Source organism: Desulfatiferula olefinivorans, from assembly GCF_054657895.1.
Window position 1 is genome coordinate 24133 of record NZ_BAAHXV010000035.1, and the last position, 20893, is coordinate 45025.

18 protein-coding genes are annotated in these 20893 nt (G+C 60.1%); 10 read left to right on the top strand and 8 right to left on the bottom strand.

Annotation, left to right across the window (positions count from 1 at the left end):
* Window positions 1–88 precede the first annotated feature (88 nt).
* Both ACYQ11_RS18250 and ACYQ11_RS18255 read right to left on the bottom strand, forming a co-directional pair.
* On the bottom strand, window positions 89–1234 hold the full coding sequence (locus ACYQ11_RS18250; protein ID WP_459925253.1) for a clostripain-related cysteine peptidase: 1146 nt from the start codon (window positions 1232–1234) through the stop codon (window positions 89–91).
* The gene (locus ACYQ11_RS18255) at window positions 1234–2349 is read right to left on the bottom strand and encodes a hypothetical protein (protein ID WP_459925254.1); all 1116 of its coding nucleotides are present in this window, start codon (window positions 2347–2349) and stop codon (window positions 1234–1236) included. Before ACYQ11_RS18255 ends, ACYQ11_RS18250 begins: the two co-directional genes overlap by 1 nt.
* Before the next feature lie 637 nt (window positions 2350–2986).
* Between ACYQ11_RS18255 and ACYQ11_RS18260 the strand changes: the two genes are divergently transcribed.
* Genes ACYQ11_RS18260 through ACYQ11_RS18280 form a run of 5 tightly spaced genes read left to right on the top strand, consistent with a single transcriptional unit; the run spans window position 2987 to window position 6941 of the window.
* Window positions 2987–3727 carry a (Fe-S)-binding protein gene (locus tag ACYQ11_RS18260; RefSeq protein WP_459925255.1) on the top strand — a complete coding sequence of 247 codons (741 nt, stop codon included), beginning with the start codon at window positions 2987–2989 and terminating at the stop codon, window positions 3725–3727.
* Window positions 3717–5156: an LUD domain-containing protein gene (locus ACYQ11_RS18265; protein ID WP_459925256.1), complete on the top strand. Its 1440-nt coding sequence runs from the start codon at window positions 3717–3719 to the stop codon at window positions 5154–5156. The genes ACYQ11_RS18260 and ACYQ11_RS18265 overlap by 11 nt, the downstream gene beginning before the upstream one ends.
* Before the next feature lie 53 nt (window positions 5157–5209).
* On the top strand, window positions 5210–5836 hold the full coding sequence (locus tag ACYQ11_RS18270) for a LutC/YkgG family protein (protein WP_459925257.1): 627 nt from the start codon (window positions 5210–5212) through the stop codon (window positions 5834–5836).
* Window positions 5833–6489 carry a class I SAM-dependent methyltransferase gene (locus tag ACYQ11_RS18275; RefSeq protein WP_459925258.1) on the top strand — a complete coding sequence of 219 codons (657 nt, stop codon included), beginning with the start codon at window positions 5833–5835 and terminating at the stop codon, window positions 6487–6489. Before ACYQ11_RS18270 ends, ACYQ11_RS18275 begins: the two co-directional genes overlap by 4 nt.
* Window positions 6486–6941 carry a DMT family transporter gene (locus ACYQ11_RS18280; RefSeq protein ID WP_459925259.1) on the top strand — a complete coding sequence of 152 codons (456 nt, stop codon included), beginning with the start codon at window positions 6486–6488 and terminating at the stop codon, window positions 6939–6941. The genes ACYQ11_RS18275 and ACYQ11_RS18280 overlap by 4 nt, the downstream gene beginning before the upstream one ends.
* A gap of 14 nt (window positions 6942–6955) precedes the next feature.
* Here ACYQ11_RS18280 and purN read toward each other — a convergent pair whose 3' ends face one another.
* The gene (purN, locus tag ACYQ11_RS18285; protein ID WP_459925260.1) at window positions 6956–7720 is read right to left on the bottom strand and encodes a phosphoribosylglycinamide formyltransferase; all 765 of its coding nucleotides are present in this window, start codon (window positions 7718–7720) and stop codon (window positions 6956–6958) included.
* 726 nt (window positions 7721–8446) lie between these two features.
* Here purN and trxA point away from each other — a divergent pair.
* From trxA to rpmB, 4 genes are all read left to right on the top strand, one after another.
* Complete coding sequence (gene trxA, locus ACYQ11_RS18290) at window positions 8447–8773, top strand: thioredoxin (RefSeq protein ID WP_459925261.1); 327 nt, start codon at window positions 8447–8449, stop codon at window positions 8771–8773.
* 12 nt (window positions 8774–8785) lie between these two features.
* The gene (gene trxB / locus ACYQ11_RS18295) at window positions 8786–9712 is read left to right on the top strand and encodes a thioredoxin-disulfide reductase (RefSeq protein WP_459925262.1); all 927 of its coding nucleotides are present in this window, start codon (window positions 8786–8788) and stop codon (window positions 9710–9712) included.
* On the top strand, window positions 9709–10404 hold the full coding sequence (locus ACYQ11_RS18300; RefSeq protein ID WP_459925263.1) for an outer membrane protein assembly factor BamD: 696 nt from the start codon (window positions 9709–9711) through the stop codon (window positions 10402–10404). The genes trxB and ACYQ11_RS18300 overlap by 4 nt, the downstream gene beginning before the upstream one ends.
* 94 nt (window positions 10405–10498) lie before the next feature.
* Window positions 10499–10690, top strand: coding sequence for a 50S ribosomal protein L28 (gene rpmB, locus ACYQ11_RS18305; protein ID WP_459925264.1), 192 nt, complete (start codon window positions 10499–10501; stop codon window positions 10688–10690).
* Between the two features lie 156 nt (window positions 10691–10846).
* Here rpmB and ACYQ11_RS18310 read toward each other — a convergent pair whose 3' ends face one another.
* The 3 genes from ACYQ11_RS18310 to ispG form a co-directional block, all read right to left on the bottom strand.
* The gene (locus ACYQ11_RS18310; protein WP_459925265.1) at window positions 10847–12988 is read right to left on the bottom strand and encodes a RelA/SpoT family protein; all 2142 of its coding nucleotides are present in this window, start codon (window positions 12986–12988) and stop codon (window positions 10847–10849) included.
* Between the two features lie 92 nt (window positions 12989–13080).
* Window positions 13081–14616 carry a proline--tRNA ligase gene (gene proS / locus ACYQ11_RS18315; protein WP_459925266.1) on the bottom strand — a complete coding sequence of 512 codons (1536 nt, stop codon included), beginning with the start codon at window positions 14614–14616 and terminating at the stop codon, window positions 13081–13083.
* A gap of 12 nt (window positions 14617–14628) precedes the next feature.
* Entirely contained in the window at window positions 14629–15702 is a 1074-nt protein-coding gene (gene ispG, locus ACYQ11_RS18320; protein ID WP_459925267.1) for a flavodoxin-dependent (E)-4-hydroxy-3-methylbut-2-enyl-diphosphate synthase, read from the bottom strand.
* 157 nt (window positions 15703–15859) lie between these two features.
* Between ispG and ACYQ11_RS18325 the strand changes: the two genes are divergently transcribed.
* Entirely contained in the window at window positions 15860–16282 is a 423-nt protein-coding gene (locus tag ACYQ11_RS18325) for a hypothetical protein (protein WP_459925268.1), read from the top strand.
* Window positions 16283–16342: 60 nt separating this feature from the next.
* Here ACYQ11_RS18325 and ACYQ11_RS18330 read toward each other — a convergent pair whose 3' ends face one another.
* Together ACYQ11_RS18330 and ACYQ11_RS18335 are read right to left on the bottom strand one after the other, a co-directional pair.
* A complete protein-coding gene (locus tag ACYQ11_RS18330; RefSeq protein WP_459925269.1) occupies window positions 16343–17617 on the bottom strand; it encodes a right-handed parallel beta-helix repeat-containing protein in 1275 nt (424 codons plus the stop codon).
* A 192-nt stretch (window positions 17618–17809) separates the two neighbouring features.
* The coding region (locus tag ACYQ11_RS18335) for a choice-of-anchor U domain-containing protein (RefSeq protein WP_459925270.1) at window positions 17810–20893 on the bottom strand (3084 nt) is incomplete at its 5' end.

Genomic DNA, 20893 nt, shown 5'->3' on the forward strand with positions numbered 1-20893 from the left:
CGAATCCGTAAGGAAGGAGGCTTACTTAGGGTACGCCGCAGTGACGAGGGATGACGCGTAAGGCAGATATCGGACTTCTAAGGAAGCGTCATGGAGAGGGGGTCAGGCGGGACTCGATGAGTGTCAGCAGGCGGCCCCCGGAGTCGCGGGTAACATCGAGCGCACGGTACGCGTCCCGCAGGGGGGCGTGCCGGGCTTCACTGGTCGGCCAATAGACCGACAGGCCCGAAAAGCGGGGATGGGTGCTGAAGACCTTCAAAACAAAGGCGCCTTGACTCAGGCGCTCCTGTTTCAATGCCGAAACGGCGGCCAAGACCCCGCCCAGATCGACCATCTGACGCGCCGTCCCTCCCCAGTCCGGCAGACGGAAAGCCTCGGCGTCAAAGGATGTCAGAGCCGTATTGACCGGATCCTCCTGCAGTTGTTCACCCAGTTCGAAGACAAAGGCCTCGAGGAAGGGGCCGGTTTGGATCAGGGATACGGCCCCGCTCAATCGGCTTTCCTTGAGGGCGCCGGATGACGCGGCATGGATCAGGTCCGCCATCTGCCGGGGCGTTCGGGGGGGCGTCTCGCCCAGGCGTTTCAGCAGAATCCGGTAATCCTGTGCCCGGGAGGGCAGCATTCCCTGACTGACCACCAGGTAATCGGCGCTGTGTCTCAACTGATACACCGATTCCAAATCGCCCATCAGGCAGAGATCCAGGCCGAGCACGTCGGCTTTCAAGCCCCTGAGGCTTTCAGCTATTTCAGTGGCGTTATACCCCGAAGGGTCCTGATCGCCGGGCTCAAGGGGCGCCCACCCTTGACCGTGCCCCACGATGATAAAGGCCGTACGTGTCGCTCCGTAACGATGATGAACCAGATCGAAAAAGGCACGCATCCGCCCGGTGCGGCTCCCGTCCGTATTGAGATTGCCCGGGGGTTCGCCCCGGGAGAGGGTGTCCGTGAATGAACCGTTGATGTCAAACACCCTGGGCCCCGTCCATCCCCCGGGCATGGGCACCCGGGGCGACGGGCCGCGATCCAGGCAGACCACCACCCGTCCGTCCGGAAACGCCGGTCGGCCCTCGATGAGTTCGATAAAATTTCTCTGCTGTTCGAGCAGGAGGGTGTCGGATCCGTCGAGGTAAACGGCCAGGGTCCAGTCCGGAAGCCGCCCGTCTCCGGAAAAAAGAACGATGGCCGCCAGAACGGCGGCCATGGTCAGAATCTTTGGGGATATACCCGGTTTCATCAGGGCGCGAAACCCAGGTCGCTTGCGGCCTCGGGATAACCGAAGGACTGGGCCGCGGCAAGAGAGGCATGCAGGCAGTCGGCGCCGCCGAAGGAAATGCAGCCGGCCGCCGAGGCGGTTTCGCCGCCAAGATTGACCGCCGTGGCCGCCTTGGGATAACCGTTTCCGTTGAACGTGTTGTCTTTCATCTGGCCGAAGGTCAGGACCACATAGGTGGTGTCGGCGCTGTCGTCGGTGATGCCGGTGCCGTTGTTGGCGTAAGTCGCGCTGTCGGCCATATCGGTGCCGCGGACCGCGATGACGCCGTCGTCGGAGGCGATGGTTCCGCCGCCCCAGAACGCCCAGCCCTGGGCCGCATCGGTTTTCAGCCGGAACCGGAAGGTCTGGGCCTCTGTGTTGCCTACGAAATTCAGGCAGACCCGGTGTTCAGCGTCCGCATGGGCCGATCCTTCAGCCGGCAGTGCGCCGCCCTTGATACCGGCCACCCAGACCTCCAGATCGTGGGTGTTCGTGTCGCGGACCACATAAAGGTTGCCCCGCTCATTTTCGGCCGTGATCTGATAGCGGTAGGCCATTTTTTCAATGCCGTCGTCGCCGGCCGGTTTGTAATAAAAATAGGCCAGATACTCGGAGTCCATGTCGTCCATGTAACCGGTCATGGCCATGTAATTTTCGAAATCGTCGACGGCGGCTCCTCCGAAAACGGGCGGCAGGGTGACCGGCTCACTGACCTGGGCGTACTCCACGGTCCATTCGCCGTCGGTGACGGTGCCTTCACCCTCGAGGGCGGTGGCGGGCAGCGACGCCGCGATATTGGCCAGAACGGAATCGATCATCAGCACCGTGGCGTAGATGCTTTCATTGCCGCTGTTGGCGTCGAAGTGTTTTTTAAGAACACCGTACTGCACATGGCCGCTCCAGCCGTTGTCGCCGTTTTCCCAGTCCGTGACGGCCAGGGTGCTCAAATCCGGGGCGCAGCGGCGCATGTCGTCCCCAACGGAATCGAAGCTCAGGCTCTGGGGAGCCGGGGCCGGGGCGTCGTCATCGTCGGAGCAACCGACGAAAACGGCGAGACTCAGAGCCAGGGCAACAATGAAAGGGTAACGGGTTTTCATGGTCTTCCTCCTTGGTTGTCAGGGTATTCGCCCGGTGGCCCCTCTGTCGGACGGGGCCGGGCATGCAAACCGGCGTCCCGTAACGGGTGCCGGGTGATCACGGTTTACCGGCGGTCATCCGCTGGTGGTTGCTTTTGTTGGAGTCACGGCCAGACCCGGGTGAGTGTGACGGACGAAGTCGTTTTTCAGTGTGATGCGATTGCTTTCAAAATCTGAGAGACGGTCTGTGTGACCAAGGGTTCGCCCATTTTAGGATGATTTGCGGGAAAAGTCAATCGCCTGAACCGTGCGTCACAGGGCCATCGCATGTCTGATCTTAAAACACATGGGTCTGTTCCTGCGGAACGGATCATGCCGTTCACGTTTACGGTCACGAGCACGTTCACGATGGTTGCCGGCAACACGTGAACGCAACCGTCAGATGGGTCAACCGGCGCGGGATGAGGCGGTCGATCCGGTCTCGGCCTGCCGTGCTCGTGCTCGTGAACGAATAGCACATGCGATGGTCCTGCCGTCCCTCAGACTCTTGCGCGCCCTTGCGTGCGCAAAGGGTCCGTGGTAGGTTGACGGGCAACACCAACCCTTTATCGTTCCGCTTGAAACCGCGTCACCGGTTCCGGCGGAATCAGGAGTCGATATGACCTGTGTATCGCTGTTTATCCCCTGCGCCGTGAACCTCCTGCTGCCCGAGGTCGGCGAGGCGGTTCGGACGGTGCTCCATCGTCTGGATCTTTCCACCGTCTATCACAAGGCCCAGACCTGCTGCGGCCAGATGGTGATCAATCAGGGATTCCGTGATCAGGCCCGGGGCTTTGCCCGGCATTTCATCGAGGTGTTCGAGGGCGATCAGGCGGTGGTCTGCCCCTCCGGATCCTGCGTGAACACGGTGCGCCACCAGTACCCGGCCCTGTTCAACGACGATGCCCGCTGGAAGCAGCGTGCGCAGGATCTGGGGGAAAGGGTCTTCGAACTGAGCGAATTTATAGTCGAAAAACTGGGCCGGACCGATGTCGGAGCCCGGTTCGACGGTACGGTGGCCTACCACGAATCCTGTCACATTCACCGGGCCCTGGGGATCACGGATGCGCCCCGGGCGCTGATCCGGGCCGCCCTCGGCACCCGCCTGGTTCCCATGAACCAGGCGGACCAGTGCTGCGGGTTCGGCGGCGACTTTTCCCTGGACTATCCGGACATCTCGGCGGCCATGGTCCAAAGCAAGGTCCGTCATTATCTGGACAGCGGCGCCGATGTGCTGGTCACCGGCGAACCGGGCTGTCTGCTCAACATCCGGGGCTTTCTGTCCCGGCATCATCCGGACAAACCGGCCCTTCACCTGGCCGAATTCCTGGCCGGAGGGGGAGGTCGCGATGGACATTAAGACCACATCGTTCCGGGACGTGGCCCGCCACAGCCTTGCCGACCCAACGTCCCGGACCTTTCTCGATTTTTTTCTTCCGGTGCTGTCCATGGTCCGGGATATCGGTATGGCGAGTTTTTCCGATCCCCTAGCCGCGGTGGCCGCATCCCGGGCCATCCGGGAAAACGCCGTGGCCCGTCTGGGCGAGCTGCTTGAAACGTTCGAGGCCAAGGCCGTGGAAAACGGCACGACGGTCTACTGGGCTGCCGATGCCGATGACGCCAACCGCTACATCCTCGATCTGATCCGCTCAAACAACGCGGCCTACGTGACCAAGGGCAAGTCCATGATCAGCGAGGAAATCGGCCTGAACACGGCCCTGTCCCGGGCCGGTATTCCCGTGTTCGAAACCGATCTGGGCGAATTCATCATCCAGCTTCTTGAAAAGCCGCCCTTTCACATCATCGGCCCGGCCATCAACATTCCGCCCGAGGCGATCAGGGACGCCTTCATGGCCCGGGCCGGCATGGAGACGGCCACCGTCGATCCCGTGGCCCTGGGGCAGGCGGCCCGGCGTTTTTTAAGGGACAAGTTCCGGCACATGACCCTGGGCATCACCGGGGTCAACATGGCCGTGGCCGAAACCGGCAGCATCATCAACGTGGAAAACGAAGGCAACATACGGTTCAATAAATCCGCGCCGGACATCCAGGTGTCGGTGATGAGCCTGGAAAAGATCGTCCCCTCGATGAGCGAGGCCCTTCACATGCTTCGCATGCTCTGCCGTCACGGCACCGGGCAAAAGCTGTCCGCTTACGTGACCGTGGATTCGGGGCCGAAAAAAGAAGACGAAATCGACGGACCCCGGGAGCTGCACCTGATCATTCTGGATAACGGCCGCAGCCGGATCTACGAAAACCCCCGCACCCGAAAGGTGCTTCAGTGCATCCGCTGCGGGGCCTGCATCAATGTCTGTCCGGTGTTCCGCCAGATCGGCGGCTATCCTTACGGCTGGGCCTACACCGGCCCCATCGGCACCCTTTTGAACCCTTTGTTTCTCGGGCTTGAAAAGACCAGCGACCTGTTCGGGGCCTGCACCCTGTGCGGGGCCTGCAAGGCGGTCTGTCCGGCGGGCATCGATCATCCGGCGATGATTCGCTACTACAGGGAGCGGAACCGGGCCGGGGACCGGAGCCTTTCCGGCGAGGGGGGCCGTCCGGTGGAACGCTTGGCGGCCCTCGGGGCCTCGGCGGCGGCCGGCCGGCCGGGACTCTTTCACGCGGCCACCCGGGCGGGGCGCGGTCTGATACGACGGCTTGGACCCCGGGGCCGCCGTCTGAGGGCCTGGACGCGGTATCGGAACCTGCCGGTTTTGCCCGAAAGTTCGTTTCGGGACAGGACGGGCCCCCGGCGATCACGATCACACGACCCACGAAAGGCAGGCCGATGAGCTCCCAGACCCGACACACCGTGTTAAAACGACTGAATGCCGAAGCAGGACCCATGTCAACGATTCCGGCCCTGCCGCCTTTGGCCCATGAGGCCATGGACAAACAGGCCCTGATCCAGGCCTTTGTCCAGAACCTGACCCTGCTGGGGGCCGAGCCCCATGGGGTCCGGGATCTCGGGGAGGGCCTCGCCCTGTTGGCCGGCATCCTTGACGAAGCGGGAATCCGCCGTCTGTGGGTGAATGAGGATCCCGTGTTTGACGACACGGACCTGATCGCCTGGGCCGATGCCCGGGGTCTTGCCCTGGTCCGGGCCAGGGATTTCGACACCCGGGAAGCTTACACCGAGGCGGCGTTCGACGAAACCGCGGCGGGATTCACCACCGTCGATCATGCCGTTGCCGAATCCGGCACCCTGGTCATCGCCCATGATCGCCGTCACAGCCGCCTGATCTCTCTGGCCCCGGCCATCCACATCGCCCTGGTGCGGACCGGGCAGGTCGTTCCGGTTTACGAACGCCTGCTCGACGGACGAGACGCCCGCCCGTCCCAGCTCACCCTGATCACCGGACCGAGCATGACCGCCGATATCCAGGCCACCCCCTTCAAGGGCATGCACGGTCCCAAACGGCTGATCGTACTTTTGATCGACAGCCCTGAGGCGGAGGACGTTCGACCATGACCTTTGCGCCCCTTGATGACGATACCGTCGCACGCATCAACCGGCTCCAGGCCGAGTATTTCAGCGAGGTCAAGCAGGTATTCGATCCACCCTATCCCGACGGGGTGCCCGAGCGCCTGGAGCGCATCGTCGCGGCCGCCGGCATTGGGGAAGGCGAGACGGTGGCGGACATCGGATCGGGTACGGGGGTTCTGATCCCCCTGATCCGGCCGTTCAATCCCGCCGCGATCATTGCCAACGATCTGTCCGACGCGATGCTGGCGGTAATCCGGCAGCGGTATCCCGAGGTCCGGACGGTGCCGGGAAGCATCCGAAGCGTGACGTTGCCCGATTCGAGCGTGGATGTGTTTTTGATCAACGCCTGCTACCCCAACCTGGTGGACAAGGACCGGTGTTTTCGAAACATCGCCCGCATGCTCCGGCCCGGGGGCCGGGTGATCATCAGCCATCCCATGGGCCGGGCCTTCACCGATTTTCTGAAAACACACATGCCCTTTCCCGTGGACGAGTTTCCCGCCTCGAAAGAGGAGGCCCGGCAGTGGTTCGAGCCTTACGGGTTTGACGTGGGATCGTGGCTGGACGAGGAAAAACTCTTTCTGCTCCGGCTGGACAAACGGGCCGGAGATGAGACGCCAAAGGAGACGCTTTCATGAACATGCTTCATTCATTGGGATTCATGGCCCTGGCCATGGTGGCCGGCGCCTTTTTCCCCACCCAGGCGGGCATCAACCATCGCCTGACCGGCTGGACCCGATCCCCGGTCATCGCCTCGACCATCTCCTTCGCCGTGGGGACTTTGGTTCTTGTTGTCTGCGTGGCGGTGTCTCGGATTCCCATGCCGGATATGGCCCGCATCGGGGACCATCCCTGGTGGATCTGGATCGGCGGGGCCCTGGGGGCCTTTTCCGTGTATTCGATGGTGTTTCTGGCCCCAAGGCTGGGGGCGGCCTCCATGCTGGCCTGTATTCTGGCCGGTCAGATGACGGCGGCCCTTGTCCTCGATCATTTCGGCGTTCTGGGCTATGCCCAGCAGGGCATCAGCATGCAACGGCTGATGGGGATCGTCCTGATTTGTATCGGGGTATTTCTGATCCGGGTGGTGTGAGGGTCGGCGGACCCTCAGGGCGTTTTGATGTGAACCACGGCTTTCCCGCCGGAAACCCTGAGACTCAAGCGGTCTTCGGCATACAGCCGGATGCATTCGGGATAAAGCTGCCACTCCTTCTCAAGTCCCTTTTTCTTCACGTCGTCCAGGGTGTCGGAGGGGGCGATGGCAAAGGCCCTCTGGCCGATGATGGGGCCGGTGTCCTCCCCGTAATCGATGAAATGGACGGTGCAGCCGCCGACTTTGCAGCCGTGGCGGAAGGTGTCGCCGTAGCCGTCCACCCCGGGGAAGGACGGCAGAAGGGCCGGATGGATATTCATGATCCGGGGCAGGGATCGGCTGCCGTTGATCTGATCGATGAAAAAGGGCGTGAGGGTCCGCATGAACCCGGCGAGAATCAGCAGGTCGAATTCGTAGGCGGCCATCTGGGCCAGCAGATCGGATTCGGCCAGGATGCGGGCCGTGAGGAAGCGGCGGACCCGGTCGCTGTCCGGCTTGCCATGAAACAACGCCTGTTTGGCAAGAACGGCATCAAGGTCGATGCCGGGGGGCAGGGGGGCGGCCGCGTTTTCACGAACCTCTCGGATAATTTGGCCATAAGGGGTGACAAAGGTCGGGATGCCCGCTGCCTGCGCCCGGAGAAGTCCCCCCGCCCCGGGGTTGTCCGACCCGACGAATACCACCCGCCCCGGAATCGCCCCCGACGCGCAGGCGTCCATCACCGCCTTAAGGTTGGACCCTCCCCCGGAAATCAGTGCCCCGATCCTGATGCTCGCCATGTGCCGTTCTCCTTTGCTGTCCGGATTCATGTTACCCGTTCCTAAACCATCCGCCGGTGATTTGCAAGCCGGAAACCGTCCCTGGGGCCGCCGTCGCAGGGTAATCGCATATATGATTTTAAAACACACCGCCTCTTCCTGCGGGACGGATCATGCCGTTCACGTTTACGATCACGAGCACGAGCACGTTCACGATGGTTGCCGGCAACAGGTGAACGCAACCGTCAGAGGGTTCAACCGGCGTGGGATGAAACGATCGATTCGGTCTCGGCCTGCCGTGCTCGTGCTCGTGAACCTGCACGTGAACGAACAGTCTATGCGATTGCTCTTTTCATCGCATGTTTCATATCCTTGAATAAAAACTAAAAACGGCCTTCGCGTGAATCTCAGTGGATTGATCACAGATCCATCCTGTCGACGTAAACACGTCATCCGTGCCGGCAGGAAATACACCGTTTGAACACACGACACCCGCCTTTGTGTCTCCGTGAGAAATCACATACCCCTTCGGAGACGCCGGTTTAATCGCTCTCACAGAGGCACAAAGTCACAGAGAAAAGCCGGACATGCCTTTGCATGTCACACGGTGCCGCTCATCGACATCCGGATCATGACCGTGGAACATGCGATCGCCCTGGTCACCGCCGAGACCTTCCTTGACAAGCGGCGGTCGGGGTTCTATATTTGTTGGACTTTTTCTTCAACGCTAACGAAAGGATCAAAATCATGGCTGAAGGCATTCTGGATATCGGCGACGACACATTCGATGCGGAAGTATTGCAGAGCGATCTGCCTGTAATGGTGGATTTCTGGGCGCCCTGGTGCGGCCCCTGTCGCGCCATCGGACCCATTGTCGAGGAACTGGCGGCCCAATATGCGGGAAAGGTGAAGTTCACCAAATGCAACGTGGACGACAATCCCCTGACGCCCGGTAAATTTTCCGTTCGGGCCATCCCCACCCTTCTGTTCGTCAAGGGCGGCGAAGTCATCGAGACCATCACGGGCATGACCGCCAAGGCCCGTCTGGACGAAGCCCTTAACAAACTTCTTTAGGACAACGAAACGATGAGCGCAGTGGATTACGATCTGGTTATCATCGGGGGCGGACCGGCCGGTCTGACCGCCGGGCTGTATGCCTCCCGGGCACGGCTCAATGTGCTTCTGATCGAAAAAATTACCCCCGGCGGCCAGGTGCTGATCACCGACCTGATCGAAAATTACCCCGGGTTTCCCGAGGGGCTGAGCGGCCCCGATCTCACCGAAAAACTGGTGGCCCAGGTTAAGCAGTTCGGCCTGCCCATCGAGTCCGCCGAGGTCCGTGCCCTGGACGTGAGCGGTCCGGTCAAAAAAGTGATTCTCGAAGACCGCGAGGTCAAAACCCATGCCGTTATCATTGCCTCCGGCGCCTCCCCCCGCACCCTCAATGTGGGCGAGGAGAAATTCCGGGGCCGGGGACTGTCCTACTGCGCCACCTGCGACGGCCCCTTTTTCCGCGACAAGGACGTGGTGGCCGTGGGCGGCGGCGACACGGCCGTCCAGGAAAGCATCTTTCTGACCAAATTCGCCCGCAAGGTCTACCTGGTTCATCGTCGGGACCAGCTTCGGGCCGCCAAGATCCTTCAGGAACGGGCATTTGCCAACGACAAGATCGAATTCGTCTGGGATTCGGCGGTCACGGGCCTCGACGGATTTTTCGGTGTGGAGAACGTCCATGTGAAAAACCTGAAAACCGGGGACACCCGAACCATCAAGGCCGACGGCTGTTTCATCTGGATCGGCATCGTCCCGAACGGCGATTTTATCGGAGATACCCTTGAGCGCGATGAATGGGGCTTCGTGATCACCGACGCCCGCATGCAGACCTCGGTGCCCGGTGTGTTCGCCGCCGGAGACATCCGCAACACCCCCCTGCGCCAGATCGCCACGGCGGTGGGGGACGCCGCCATTGCGGCCTATTCGGCCGAACATTACATCGAGACCGTGACATCATGAAAAAAATCATCGTACTGATCCTGCTGGTGCCGGTTTTGGCGTCCTTCGGCTGCGCAAGCAAGAACAAGCGGGAAAAGCTGGCCCCGGAGCTGGCCGCCGAAGCCATGGCGTCCTTTGATAAAGAGCGTTACCAGAATGCCATCGAGACCTTCAACCAGCTGCGGGACTGGTATCCCTTCGACAAGCTGGCGACCCTGGCCGAATTCAAGATCGCCGAAGCCCATTTCAGGATGGAGGAGTATGAGGAGGCCATCGCGGCCTACACGGAATTTGAAAAACTCCACCCCCGGAATGAAGCCGTTCCCTACGTGCTTCACCAGATCGCCCTGTGTTACTACAACCGGATTGACTCGGTGGATCGGGACCAGAACAACGCCAAAGCGGCCATCGCGGCCCTGGACCGGCTGGTCCGTCAGTTTCCCGACTCCCCCTTTGCCCGGGATGCCGAAGAAAAACGGCTGGCCTGCCTGAAGAGCATTGCGGGACACGAGATTTATGTCGGACGGTTCTATTACAAGTCCAAATACTACAAAAGCGCCATTTCCCGCTTCAAAACCGTTCTCAGTCAGTATCCCGGCCTGGGTTTTGACGAGGAGGCCCGGGAGCTTTTGGAGAAAAGCGAACAGAAGCTGGCGGCACTTGAAAAGAGCGGCGAATCGGTCACCCGGGACATCATTATCGTTCCCGAATAGACCCGGTTCTAAAAAGTCTTTACAAGGCCGGGTCGATGGTTTATATAGACATGTTTTATTTTTAAGGTGACGTTTATTTCAAGGAGAATCGGTCATGTCAAAGATGTGCGAAATATGTGGAAAAAAACCCATGGTGGGCAATAACGTCAGCCATGCGCATAACGTGAACAAACGGAGATTCAATCCCAACCTGCAGAGCGTCCGCACCCTTCAGAACGGCCAGACCAAACGAATGACCGTGTGCGCCAACTGCATCAAATCCGGTTTCGTGGTCAAAGCGCCCTGATCCGGTTTCGCCTGCGAAGGCACCCCGCGACGGACGTCCGATCTGAAAATCAAAATCAGAACAAAACGTATACCCGCGTTTTGATCTGATTTTGATTTTTTTTATGCTTCTGCCCCCGCCTTACGCCGCCACGGCATCTTGCTTTAACCATTTGTATTAGTTCGCAATCCTCAATACCGACAGAACAAATTTCAATTTTTTCAATGAGGAGATCACCTGGCGCAGGTGGTCCTTGTCCTTGACGGAAATGGTGAACTGGCTGTCGTACAGCTGGTCGTCCCGCCGCCGTGTGCTGGCCGACATGATGTTGGCTCCGTTTTTACTGATGTTGGCGGTGATTTCGGCCAGAAGACCCAGCTGATCATGGGAGCGCACGAGAATTTCCACCGGAAAGGTGTCCTTCTGGTTGGTGTCCCAGACCACCGGAACGCTGCGTTCCGGGTTCATGTTCAGGGCGTTGGGGCACCCGGTCCGGTGGATGGTGACGCCCTGACCCTGGGTGATGTAGCCCACGATGGGGTCTCCGGGGACGGGCTGGCAGCATTTGCCGAACTTGATCAGGACATCGTCGATGTCCCGGACGATGACGCCGTCGGAGGCTTTTTTCTTTTTGGTGCGACCGATCAGGCGGTTGATGATGGATTCGTCTTTTTCCTTTTCCGGCCCCTTGATCTTGTTGATGATCTGGTTGGGCGTCAGTTTGCCGTAGCCCACGCTTGCGGTCAGTTCATCGACGGTTTTGAGTCCGAAGGCCCGGGCGGCCTCTTCCATTTCCGGGCTGGTGTAAAGCTTGCTGAAATTCAGGTTGTGCCGCCGGAACGTTTTTTCGCACATTTCCTTGCCGAGGGACAGACTCCGCTCATGCTCCTGGGATTTGATCCAGTGCTTGATCCGGGATCGCGCCTTGACGGTTTTGACATGGTTCAACCAGTCCTGGCTGGGGGTGTGCCCCTTGGTGATCACCACCTCCACCGTGTCGCCGGTTTTCAGCTCGTAGGTCAGGGGCACCAGTTTGCCGTTGACCTTGGCCCCGGTGCACTGGTTGCCGATTTCCGTGTGGACGGCGTAGGCGAAATCGATGGGAGTGGCACCCTTGGGCAGGGATTTGACATCCCCCCTGGGGGTAAACACATAGACCTCGTCGGGAAACAGGTCGATGCGGACATTCTCCATGAACTCTTCGGGGCTGTTGGCGTTGGCCTGGTTTTCCACCAGGTTCTGGATCCACGCGTAAGTATCTCCGGCGTTCTGGTCGTAGGATTTGCCTTCCTTGTACGACCAGTGCGCCGCAATGCCGGATTTGGCCACCTTGTCCATTTCCCGGGTGCGGATCTGGATTTCGATACGCTCCCCCTCGGGGCCGATGACCGTGGTATGGAGGCTCTGGTACCGGTTGGGCTTGGGTACCCCGATGTAGTCCTTGAATTTTTTGGGGATGGGCTGCCAGGTGTTGTGCATGACGCCTAAGGCGGCATAGCATTCGGGAATGGTGTCCAGAATAATCCGGAAGGCGATGATGTCGTAGACCTCCTCGAAGGTCAGACCCTGTTTGACCATTTTGTTGTAGATGCTGTAAAACTGCTTGTACCGACCGAGAACCTCGCCGTTGAGGCCCGCCTCGCCGATTTTTTCCCGGATGGTGCTTCTGATCCGCTCGACGGCTTTTTCCCGTTCGTCCTGATCCTTGGCCACCAGGGAGCGGATCTGTTCGTAGTCTTCGGGCTGGAGGTACTTGAAGGCCGTATCCTCCAGTTCCTTTTTGATCCAGTAGATGCCCAGGCGGGAGGCGATGGGCACGTAAATGTCGAAGGTTTCCTGGGCGATGTCGATCTTTTTCTGTTCTTTTTTGTGGAAATGCAGGGTCCGCATGTTGTGAACGCGGTCGGCCAGCTTGATCAGCACCACCCGGATGTCGTCGGCCATGGCCAGGATCATCTTGCGGATGCTTTCGGCCTGGCGTTCTTCGGAACGCTGGAAGGTCAGCTTGCTCAGCTTGGTGACCCCGGAGACGATGTGCTGGATACCCGGGCCGAACATGGCCCTGATTTCCTCGTCGGTGGCGTGGGTGTCCTCGATCACGTCGTGGAGCAGGCCGGCGGCGATGCTTTCCACGTCAAGTTTCAGCTCGGTAAGGATGCCCGCCACCTCCAGGGGGTGGGTCAGGTAAGGCTCGCCGGACAGGCGGATCTGTCCGTCATGAACCCGGGCCGAGTAGATATAGGCCCTCTCCACCACATCCAGATCCGCATCGGGATTGTATTCGAGAATCCTGTCAAGAATATCGTTGATTCGAATCATCGGCGTGTTCCTGAATCCCTGGGCTGTCCATTGTCCATGATACAAACGCCGCCATTATACCATGAATCCCTTCGGGCGGCTAAGCATTTTGATCAATAGGATTTCGCGAACACCACCCGGCGGGTACTCGGCCTGCCGCAGTACACGCAGGCCCCGTCCTCGCGGGCCGCATCGATGGGGATGCAGCGAATGGTGACGGACAGATCGTTCTTGACGGTCTTTTCACAGTCCGCAGACCCGCACCAGTGGCTCATGGCGAATCCCCCGTGGATTTCGGGTTTGTCGGCATTTTCCGGTGTGAAAAAGGCGTAAAAATCTTCCCGGGTGTCGATGGGGCGGGTATGGGTTTCCCGGTAGGCCAGGGCCCGGCTGAACAGGTTGGCCTGGATCTCGTCGAGGATGCCGGTGATGCCGCTGATGAAGTCCTCCCGTTTGAGGGAGGTTTTTTCTTTGGGGGACAGATCCCGCCGGGCCACGAACACCGCGTTCTGCTCGATGTCCCGGGGGCCGATCTCCACCCGAAGGGGAATACCTTTTTTGATCCACTCCCAGCCCCGGGCCCCGCCGATGTCCCTTTTGTCGACTTCCACCGTGATGGGGCTGCCGTGATAGACGACCGTCCGCAGATCCCGGGCCAGGGCCTCGGTGAAAGCCGTGACCTTCTCCTGATCCTCGGGCTTGCGGGTGATGGGCAGCAGCACCACATGGGCCGGGGCCACCCGGGGCGGCATGATGACCCCGTCGTCGTCGCCGTGGGTCATGATCACACCGCCGATCATGCGGGTGGACACGCCCCAGGAGGTGGTCCAGGCATACTCCTCGTTTTCCGTGGCCGACTGAAAGCGGATGTTGGATCCCTTGGCGAAATTCTGACCGAGAAAATGGGAGGTGCCCGCCTGAAGGGCCTTGCGGTCCTGCATCATGGCCTCGATACACAGGGTGTCCACGGCGCCGGGGAACCTCTCCGACGGGGACTTTTCACCTTTGATCACGGGCATGGCCAGACATTCTTCGACAAAGCGGGCGTACACGTCGAGCATCATGCGGGTCCGGTCTTCGGCCTCCTCCCGGGCGGCATGGGCCGTGTGGCCTTCCTGCCAGAGAAATTCGCTGGTGCGCAAAAAGGTCCGGGTGCGCATTTCCCAGCGGACCACGTTGGCCCACTGGTTGATCAGGACGGGCAGGTCCCGGTAACTGGTGATCCAGCGGGAGAAGGACTCCCCGATGATGGTCTCCGAGGTCGGGCGGACCACCAGGGGTTCGGCCAGGGGGCCGGCCGGGACCAGGCCGCCGTTGGGGCCGGCCTCCAGTTTGTGATGGGTCACCACCGCGCATTCCTTGGCGAAGCCCTCCACGTGTTCGGCCTCCTTTTCCATGAAACTCAAGGGGATAAACAGAGGGAAATAGGCGTTCCTGACCCCGGTTTCCTTGAACATGCCGTCCAGAATCCGGGAGATGTTTTCCCAGAGAGCGTAACCCCAGGGCTTGATGACCATGCAACCCCGGACCGGGGAATTCTCGGCCATGTCCGAGGCCTTGATCACCTGCTGGTACCACTGGGGGTAATCCTGTTCGCGCGTGGGGTCGATGGCCGTTTTCATCTGGGGCGTCTTTGCCTGTTTTGTCATGGGTTTCCCTTTCTATGAATTTTTTTCGAAGGTTTCGATTTCCTTGAGCAGTTCCGTGACCAGATCCGCTTCCGCACACTTGCGGAGCACCCGGCCCTTGGAGAAAAGTATGCCGACCCCCTTGCCGCCGGCAATGCCCAGGTCCGCGTCCCGTGCCTCACCCGGGCCGTTGACCACGCAGCCCATGATGGCGATCTTGAGCGGGACCCGGCTGGTTTTCAGCGCCTCTTCCACCTGCTCCACGATGGAAAAAAGATCGATGCTGGTTCGTCCGCAGGTGGGGCAGGAAATGATTTCCGGTCCCCGCCTGCGAAGATTCAGGGCCGAAAGAATTTCATAGGCCACCCGGACCTCGTCCACCGGGTCCCGGGTCAGGGACACGCGGATGGTGTCGCCGATGCCTTCGGCCAGCAGCATGCCGATGCCCAGGGAGGATTTCACCACCCCGGGAAACAGCGATCCCGCTTCGGTGACCCCCACGTGCAGGGGATAATCCACCCGCTCGCTCATCAGCCGGTAGGCGGCAAGGGTCCGGTACACGTCCGAGGCCTTGAGGGAGATCTTGATATCGTGGAAATCAAGATCCGTGAGCAGCCCGATGTGGCGCAGGCCGCTTTCGACCATGGCTTCCGGGGTGACGCCGTGGTATTTATCCAGGATATCCTGCTCCAGGGACCCGGCATTGACGCCGATACGGATGGGCAGGCCGTGGTCTTTGGCACAGGCCGCCACCGCCTGAATTTTTTCCCCTCCCCCGATGTTGCCGGGATTGATCCGGAGGCCGTCTGCCCCGGATTCGGCGGCCAGAATGGCCAGTTTGTAATCGAAATGGATGTCGGCGATCAGCGGAATGTGAATGCCTTTTTTGATGGCGCCGATGGCCCGGGCCGCCTCTTCGCCGGGCACGGCCACCCGGATGATGTCGCAGCCCACCGCTTCAAGGGCGTTGATCTGACGCACGGTGGCCGCCACGTCCTCGGTGCGGGTGTTGGTCATCGACTGCACCGCGACGGGGGCCCCGCCGCCCACGGGCACCGGCCCCACATGGATCTGTCGGGTTTTCTTTCTGTATTGAGCAAAGGGCATCGGGTGTCACTCGTTTCCGGCGTCTGGAGCCGCTTCTATCAATTTTCCCTGGAAAAATTTTTGCCAAACCGCAAAGGACGTGACAGAATATCAGACCGGTATCTATTGTTCAAGGTGAAATCATTCATCAAACTCAGGGATAAGGAAAGCAGCGACCATGTCACGTCTCACCAAAATAAGACCTGCGGATTTCAGGCCCGACGAAACACTCTGTACCCTGCTCACCAAGCGGCTTCCCGACGGGGAGATGCCCTGCGCCACGGGCTTTGCCCTGGCCCGGGAACTGGGTATCACCACACAGGAGCTGGGGCACTACGCCGATCACCTGAACCTTCGCCTGGTCAGATGCCAGATCGGCCTCTTCGGTCAGGGCAAGGGCAAGGCCAAGCTCATCCACACCCTGGACCGAGTCGATAGGGCCCTCCGCGAGGCCGTCGACGCCGCGTCCGGGGACGGTGTCATAACCTGCGAGCAGGTCTTCGAGATTGCACGAACCCTCAAGCTCAGTCAGGTGGCCGTGGGCAGCGCCTGCGAGACCCTGGGCATCAAGATCCGGCAGTGCCGCTTCGGGGCGTTCTAAGAGAGAGATCGTCAATGGTTGTCACGCCGAAAATCCGGATCGGTCCGGCGGCCGGCGGGTTTATTGGAAGGCACCGGGGCGTTGGGTGTTCAGGCAGCCGATGAAACATCCGTCATCGGAGTCGCCGCCGTCATCCGTGCCGTCCCGGGGCACGGTCCCGGCGAAGGCGCCGATGGTGACGGGCGGGGTCCGGGTTCGGCCGCGCTGGTCGGTGGTGATTTTGTCGGCGTCATCGGCCGTCGGGGCCGTCCAGTCGGCGAGCCTGTGAAAGGTGGTGTCGGTTGCCTCGAGATAAAAGCCGTCCGCCGGGTTGTAATAGGCAAAGGCGCCGTTCCCGTCCGCCGGGGAGCCGCTGATCACGGCCATGGTCCGGGTCGGACCGCCGTGGTCGGAAAGGGGACCCAGGTCTCCGTCGGTGTAGGCCGTGGACCGGGTGGGAGCGAGTGACGTTCCATGCAGGACTCCGGCACCTTCGAGGCTCCCGTACCAGGAGTAGTAGGCGTGAACCATACAGCCGGTATCGATGAAGATGTCCTTGCCCCTGCCCGAGGCGCTGTTGTTCACGATAAGGGTGTTCAGAAGATAAAAAACGGTGTTGCTGAACACGTAGATTCCGCCGCCGCTTTCTCCGCTAATGTCATTGGCGCTGATGGTGGTATTGATGAGAAAAACGGTCGCGTTGGTCGTCCCGATTCCTCCCGAAAGCTCCGCCGTGTTGCCGCTGATGGTGGTATTCACAAGGGTGGCGGTTTCCCCGAAGACGTATATCCCGCCGCCGTAAAATGACGCCGTGTTGCCGGAAAGGGTGGTATTCCGGATCGTGACGGTTCCCCCATTGATATACAGCCCTCCTCCACTTTCCGATCGGTTGCCCCGGATCGAGCAGCGGTTCAGATTCAGGGTGGCTATTGGCCCGGTGAAATAGATTCCTCCGCCCTGATCCTGAGTATAGCCGCCCGTGATGACAAGATCGTTGACGGTGACGGTTTTACCTATTCCGGGAGCGATGATGAACACCCGTGACCCTCCGCCGGCATCCACGATCACGGAATCGCCCGTGGCCTGATCGATCCCCTCCAGAGTCAGAGCCCTGGTGATTTCCACGGGGCCGGAGTTAAGGACGATGGGGTCGGAGCCAAGGGTGAAGGCAATGGTGTCGCCGTCTGACGCATCGATCACGGTCTGACGCAGCGACCCCGGACCGGCGTCGCTGCCGTTGGTGACCGTAAGGAGGGCGGCCCGGGCCGGAAGGGAAAAAAACAGGCTGAGCAGGGCCGGAAGCAAGCAGGTCGAAAAACATGCCAAACCAAAAAACGACGGCTTCAACTGACGCATGGCGATTTCCCCCGTAATATAATGGTGTTGGTGTGACTATCTCGATCAACACCCACCATACCCGGAATGACGGATGAAAGGAAAGCGATAAACTCACCTGAATACGTCAGATGAAAATGAGCCGATATTTCAAAATGATTTAAGGCCCGGAAAAATTTTGGTTCCACGCGGATGAATTCAACGTTTTTCGTTCTACCGCAGGTGAAATCGATAGGCCAGTTCCATAAAAAAACCGGACAGATCCAGAGAATCGCTGCTTCGGGACGGTTCAGCGCCCGGCAGCATGCCGTCCCGGTCAAGGACGTAATACCGGTATCCCAGGCGCAGTTCCACGTCCTTGTATTGTGCGCCAACAGCGACATCGCCGCCGAAGGACGATTCGAAACCGAATGAGGGATAATCCAGATCATCGTTCAGCGACGCATAGCCCAGGTTCGCGTGAATCAGGGGCCGCAGCGAGCCTGTGTCACCCCATGAATAAACGGTTCCTGCGGAAAAGATGTAACTTTTGGGATTTCCGGATCCGCCCTCCCCGGGCTGATCGATATCTCCGCTGTACAGGTCCCAGTGGAAACCAAGCTCGACAGCCAGATGCTTCGACAGACGGCGACCCAGGCGAAGCACAGGACAGATCGAACGGTCTACCGTCATCGAATGACGACTGCTCAGATATTCCGCGCTGATTCGTTCGTCAACATGGACGATACCCGCACCCGCCGACAGATAATAATCACGTTGAGGAGCTTCTTCGGCGGCACGGCCAAGGCCCGCGTGATCCGGACTGAGCAGAAACACCGCCGCCGCGAGGGCTATCACCAGGGGGGATCGCACCCGCCTCAGTATCACGCCCAGCGTGATCAGTATGAGGGTGATCAAAGGGGTACCCAGGAAAGGCCCGGGTCCCAGACTACCGATGAAGCACCCGTCTCCCGGACCGTAGTCCTCATGCCGGCCGTCCACCGGCGAAATCAGTACCGGCCCGCCGATGTCGATGATCAAGCCGTCTTCAGTCAGCACATCGTCACCGGTTTCAGCGTCCACGAAATGGAGGGTAATCACCCGGCCGTTGATTTCCGCGCCGACCCGACCGTCATAGTTGAAGTCGTACCAATGGTCTTCAGGATTGTCGGGTGTTCGTCCATACTTCAGGTAGCTCTCGGCCCGGACGCCCTCCGGAAGATAAAGCGTCAATTGGACCGCACTTCCCGGAGCAATGTCCCGAACGGTGAAATCAAGCAGGCCTATGGGCAGGGTCCGGTCACGGGGCATGTCGTCGGGAGAAGGGTTGTCCGTGGCCTGAACATGGGTCAGTCGGGTTCCGACGGGGGATTCGAAGGTCACATATCGCTCATTGCCTGACGTCGGCAGGGACGCGACATGATCCTGCAATCGATCGAGAATACCGTCGTTGTTGCCGTCGCCGTTATTGGCGGCACCGCTTTCGATGCCGTCCTCCATGCCGTCGTTGTCTGAATCGGAATCCCGGAAGTCCGATATTCCGTCGTTATCGGTGTCGGCGTTGCCTTCATCAACATCATCGACGCCGTCATCGTCGCTGTCCGTATCCTGAATGTCCGGGATACCGTCGTCGTCGGTATCTGTTTCACCGTCGCCTTCATCACTGTCGATAATCCCGTCGCCGTCGCTGTCCAGGGTCAGGGTGGTGAAGCTTACCTCCGTGCCGTAAACGGCTCCGGCGTTGTTGACGGCATAGGCCCGGACATAATAAGCGGTCAGCGGTTCGAGTCCGGTAACGGCACCGGTAAAGGGTCCCGTGGCGACGGCGGTTCCGTCGTCGGTATGGTTGTCGGCCAGGGTAGGGTTCGGGGTCGTGGACCAGCAGAACCCGTGTACCGTGGGATCGGGAATACCCAAATGGGTGATGGTTCCGTGCCCATTGGCCGATGTCGGTCCGATATCTGTGACGGCCTGGGTGGTCACCGTGGGAGGCACATCGAACAGCCAATCGGAGTTGTTGCCGGAATCCAGGCAGTTCAGGGTCTGGACATCGATGACGCTCGCGTTGGCATTCGTCGAATCACGCACATCCAAAAAGGCCAATGCGCGTGTGCTCTGGGGATCGATGGTCCAGGGGGCGTCGGTAACAGAGCTGCGCAGGAACAAACGTTGGCCTGCAGCGCCCTGGAGAGTCAAGGTCCCTTCGATCGTGGTCGTGCTGCCTGCGGTAAAGATCAGGGTGTCGGCAACGCTCACGGTCTTGGTCAGATGATGAAAGATCGTGTCGCCGCTGAGACTCTGGCCGGTTCCGTCGAAAATCACCGCGTGGTGGTTGTGCAACAGAATCCCCCGGTTGTCCCAGTGCCCGAGGACCGTCATGTCACCGGTCAGTTCCACCAGGGCGCCGGCCTCAATCGTCACATCGTTGGCCTGGGCCGAACCGATGAAGACGCCGTCGATCAGGGTGAGAGCCCCCGTGATGGTCAGAGCGCTGACCGTCGACGCGTCAACCCCGTCCGTGGGATGGGCGTTGGCGATGGTCAGGTCAAAAAAGGACGTGTCGCCGAGAATGATCTGACCTTGGTCGCCGGTGAACGAAACGTCGCCTTCACGGGCGACAAAGGATCCGTCATTGGTCCAGTTTCCGGAAACATCCAGGGTATGATTTGATACGCTCACATCAAGAACGGCCTGGACACCGATGTCGAGATCACCGGCAATCGTAATCGGCCCGGTGAGGGTTTTGGTGCCGGCTCCCGCGATATCCAAGTGGTAATAATCGCCTTCCGGGACATTCTGGTCTCCACCGGTGAAAAGAACCCGACTGCCTGCTGATCCGACCAATGCGCCTGTGCCGATCAGTTCACCTGTGACGGTCAGATCGGTGCCGTCTCCGTCGTCGACAGTCAAAAGTACACCCGGCTGGATGGAAAGGACTGCACCTTCGGCAATGGTGGTCTGGTCGATGGTTCTATCCGCATCCATATTCACATCGGCGTTGACGAAGATGCCCAGGGAATTTCCCCCGTCGGGCGCGACGGGGGCAGGGGTGGTGTAATTGTCGGGATTGTCTCCGCCGATGGTGTTCGTGAACCAGATTCCCGCATCCGTCCAATCGCCGTTCGTTTTGGCCATGTAATGCGGTATGGCGGTCCATTCGGCGTAGAGGGTCAAAGCCGCATTGCCGGTGTAGGTGCCGCCCGACTCGTAGTGGGTGCCGGTTCCGTCTGTCGCCGTGTTCCAGCCCGCGAAGGTGTGGCCCGTTCGGGCGAGGCTGCCGGTATTGGCGGCCAACGTCAGGCTGACGTTGTAGGTCTT

Bases quoted from the DNA above. Each gene is read 5' to 3' on its own strand.
- ACYQ11_RS18310 (WP_459925265.1), bottom strand. From the start codon at position 12,988: ATGATTCGAATCAACGATATTCTTGACAGGATTCTCGAATACAATCCC.
- trxA (WP_459925261.1), top strand. From the start codon at position 8,447: ATGGCTGAAGGCATTCTGGATATCGGCGACGACACATTCGATGCGGAA.
- ACYQ11_RS18270 (WP_459925257.1), top strand. From the start codon at position 5,210: ATGTCAACGATTCCGGCCCTGCCGCCTTTGGCCCATGAGGCCATGGAC.
- ACYQ11_RS18265 (WP_459925256.1), top strand. From the start codon at position 3,717: ATGGACATTAAGACCACATCGTTCCGGGACGTGGCCCGCCACAGCCTT.
- purN (WP_459925260.1), bottom strand. From the start codon at position 7,720: ATGGCGAGCATCAGGATCGGGGCACTGATTTCCGGGGGAGGGTCCAAC.
- ACYQ11_RS18280 (WP_459925259.1), top strand. From the start codon at position 6,486: ATGAACATGCTTCATTCATTGGGATTCATGGCCCTGGCCATGGTGGCC.
- rpmB (WP_459925264.1), top strand. From the start codon at position 10,499: ATGTCAAAGATGTGCGAAATATGTGGAAAAAAACCCATGGTGGGCAAT.
- ACYQ11_RS18300 (WP_459925263.1), top strand. From the start codon at position 9,709: ATGAAAAAAATCATCGTACTGATCCTGCTGGTGCCGGTTTTGGCGTCC.
- ACYQ11_RS18275 (WP_459925258.1), top strand. From the start codon at position 5,833: ATGACCTTTGCGCCCCTTGATGACGATACCGTCGCACGCATCAACCGG.
- ACYQ11_RS18260 (WP_459925255.1), top strand. From the start codon at position 2,987: ATGACCTGTGTATCGCTGTTTATCCCCTGCGCCGTGAACCTCCTGCTG.
- ACYQ11_RS18330 (WP_459925269.1), bottom strand. From the start codon at position 17,617: ATGCGTCAGTTGAAGCCGTCGTTTTTTGGTTTGGCATGTTTTTCGACC.
- ACYQ11_RS18250 (WP_459925253.1), bottom strand. From the start codon at position 1,234: ATGAAACCGGGTATATCCCCAAAGATTCTGACCATGGCCGCCGTTCTG.
- ispG (WP_459925267.1), bottom strand. From the start codon at position 15,702: ATGCCCTTTGCTCAATACAGAAAGAAAACCCGACAGATCCATGTGGGG.
- proS (WP_459925266.1), bottom strand. From the start codon at position 14,616: ATGACAAAACAGGCAAAGACGCCCCAGATGAAAACGGCCATCGACCCC.
- trxB (WP_459925262.1), top strand. From the start codon at position 8,786: ATGAGCGCAGTGGATTACGATCTGGTTATCATCGGGGGCGGACCGGCC.
- ACYQ11_RS18325 (WP_459925268.1), top strand. From the start codon at position 15,860: ATGTCACGTCTCACCAAAATAAGACCTGCGGATTTCAGGCCCGACGAA.
- ACYQ11_RS18255 (WP_459925254.1), bottom strand. From the start codon at position 2,349: ATGAAAACCCGTTACCCTTTCATTGTTGCCCTGGCTCTGAGTCTCGCC.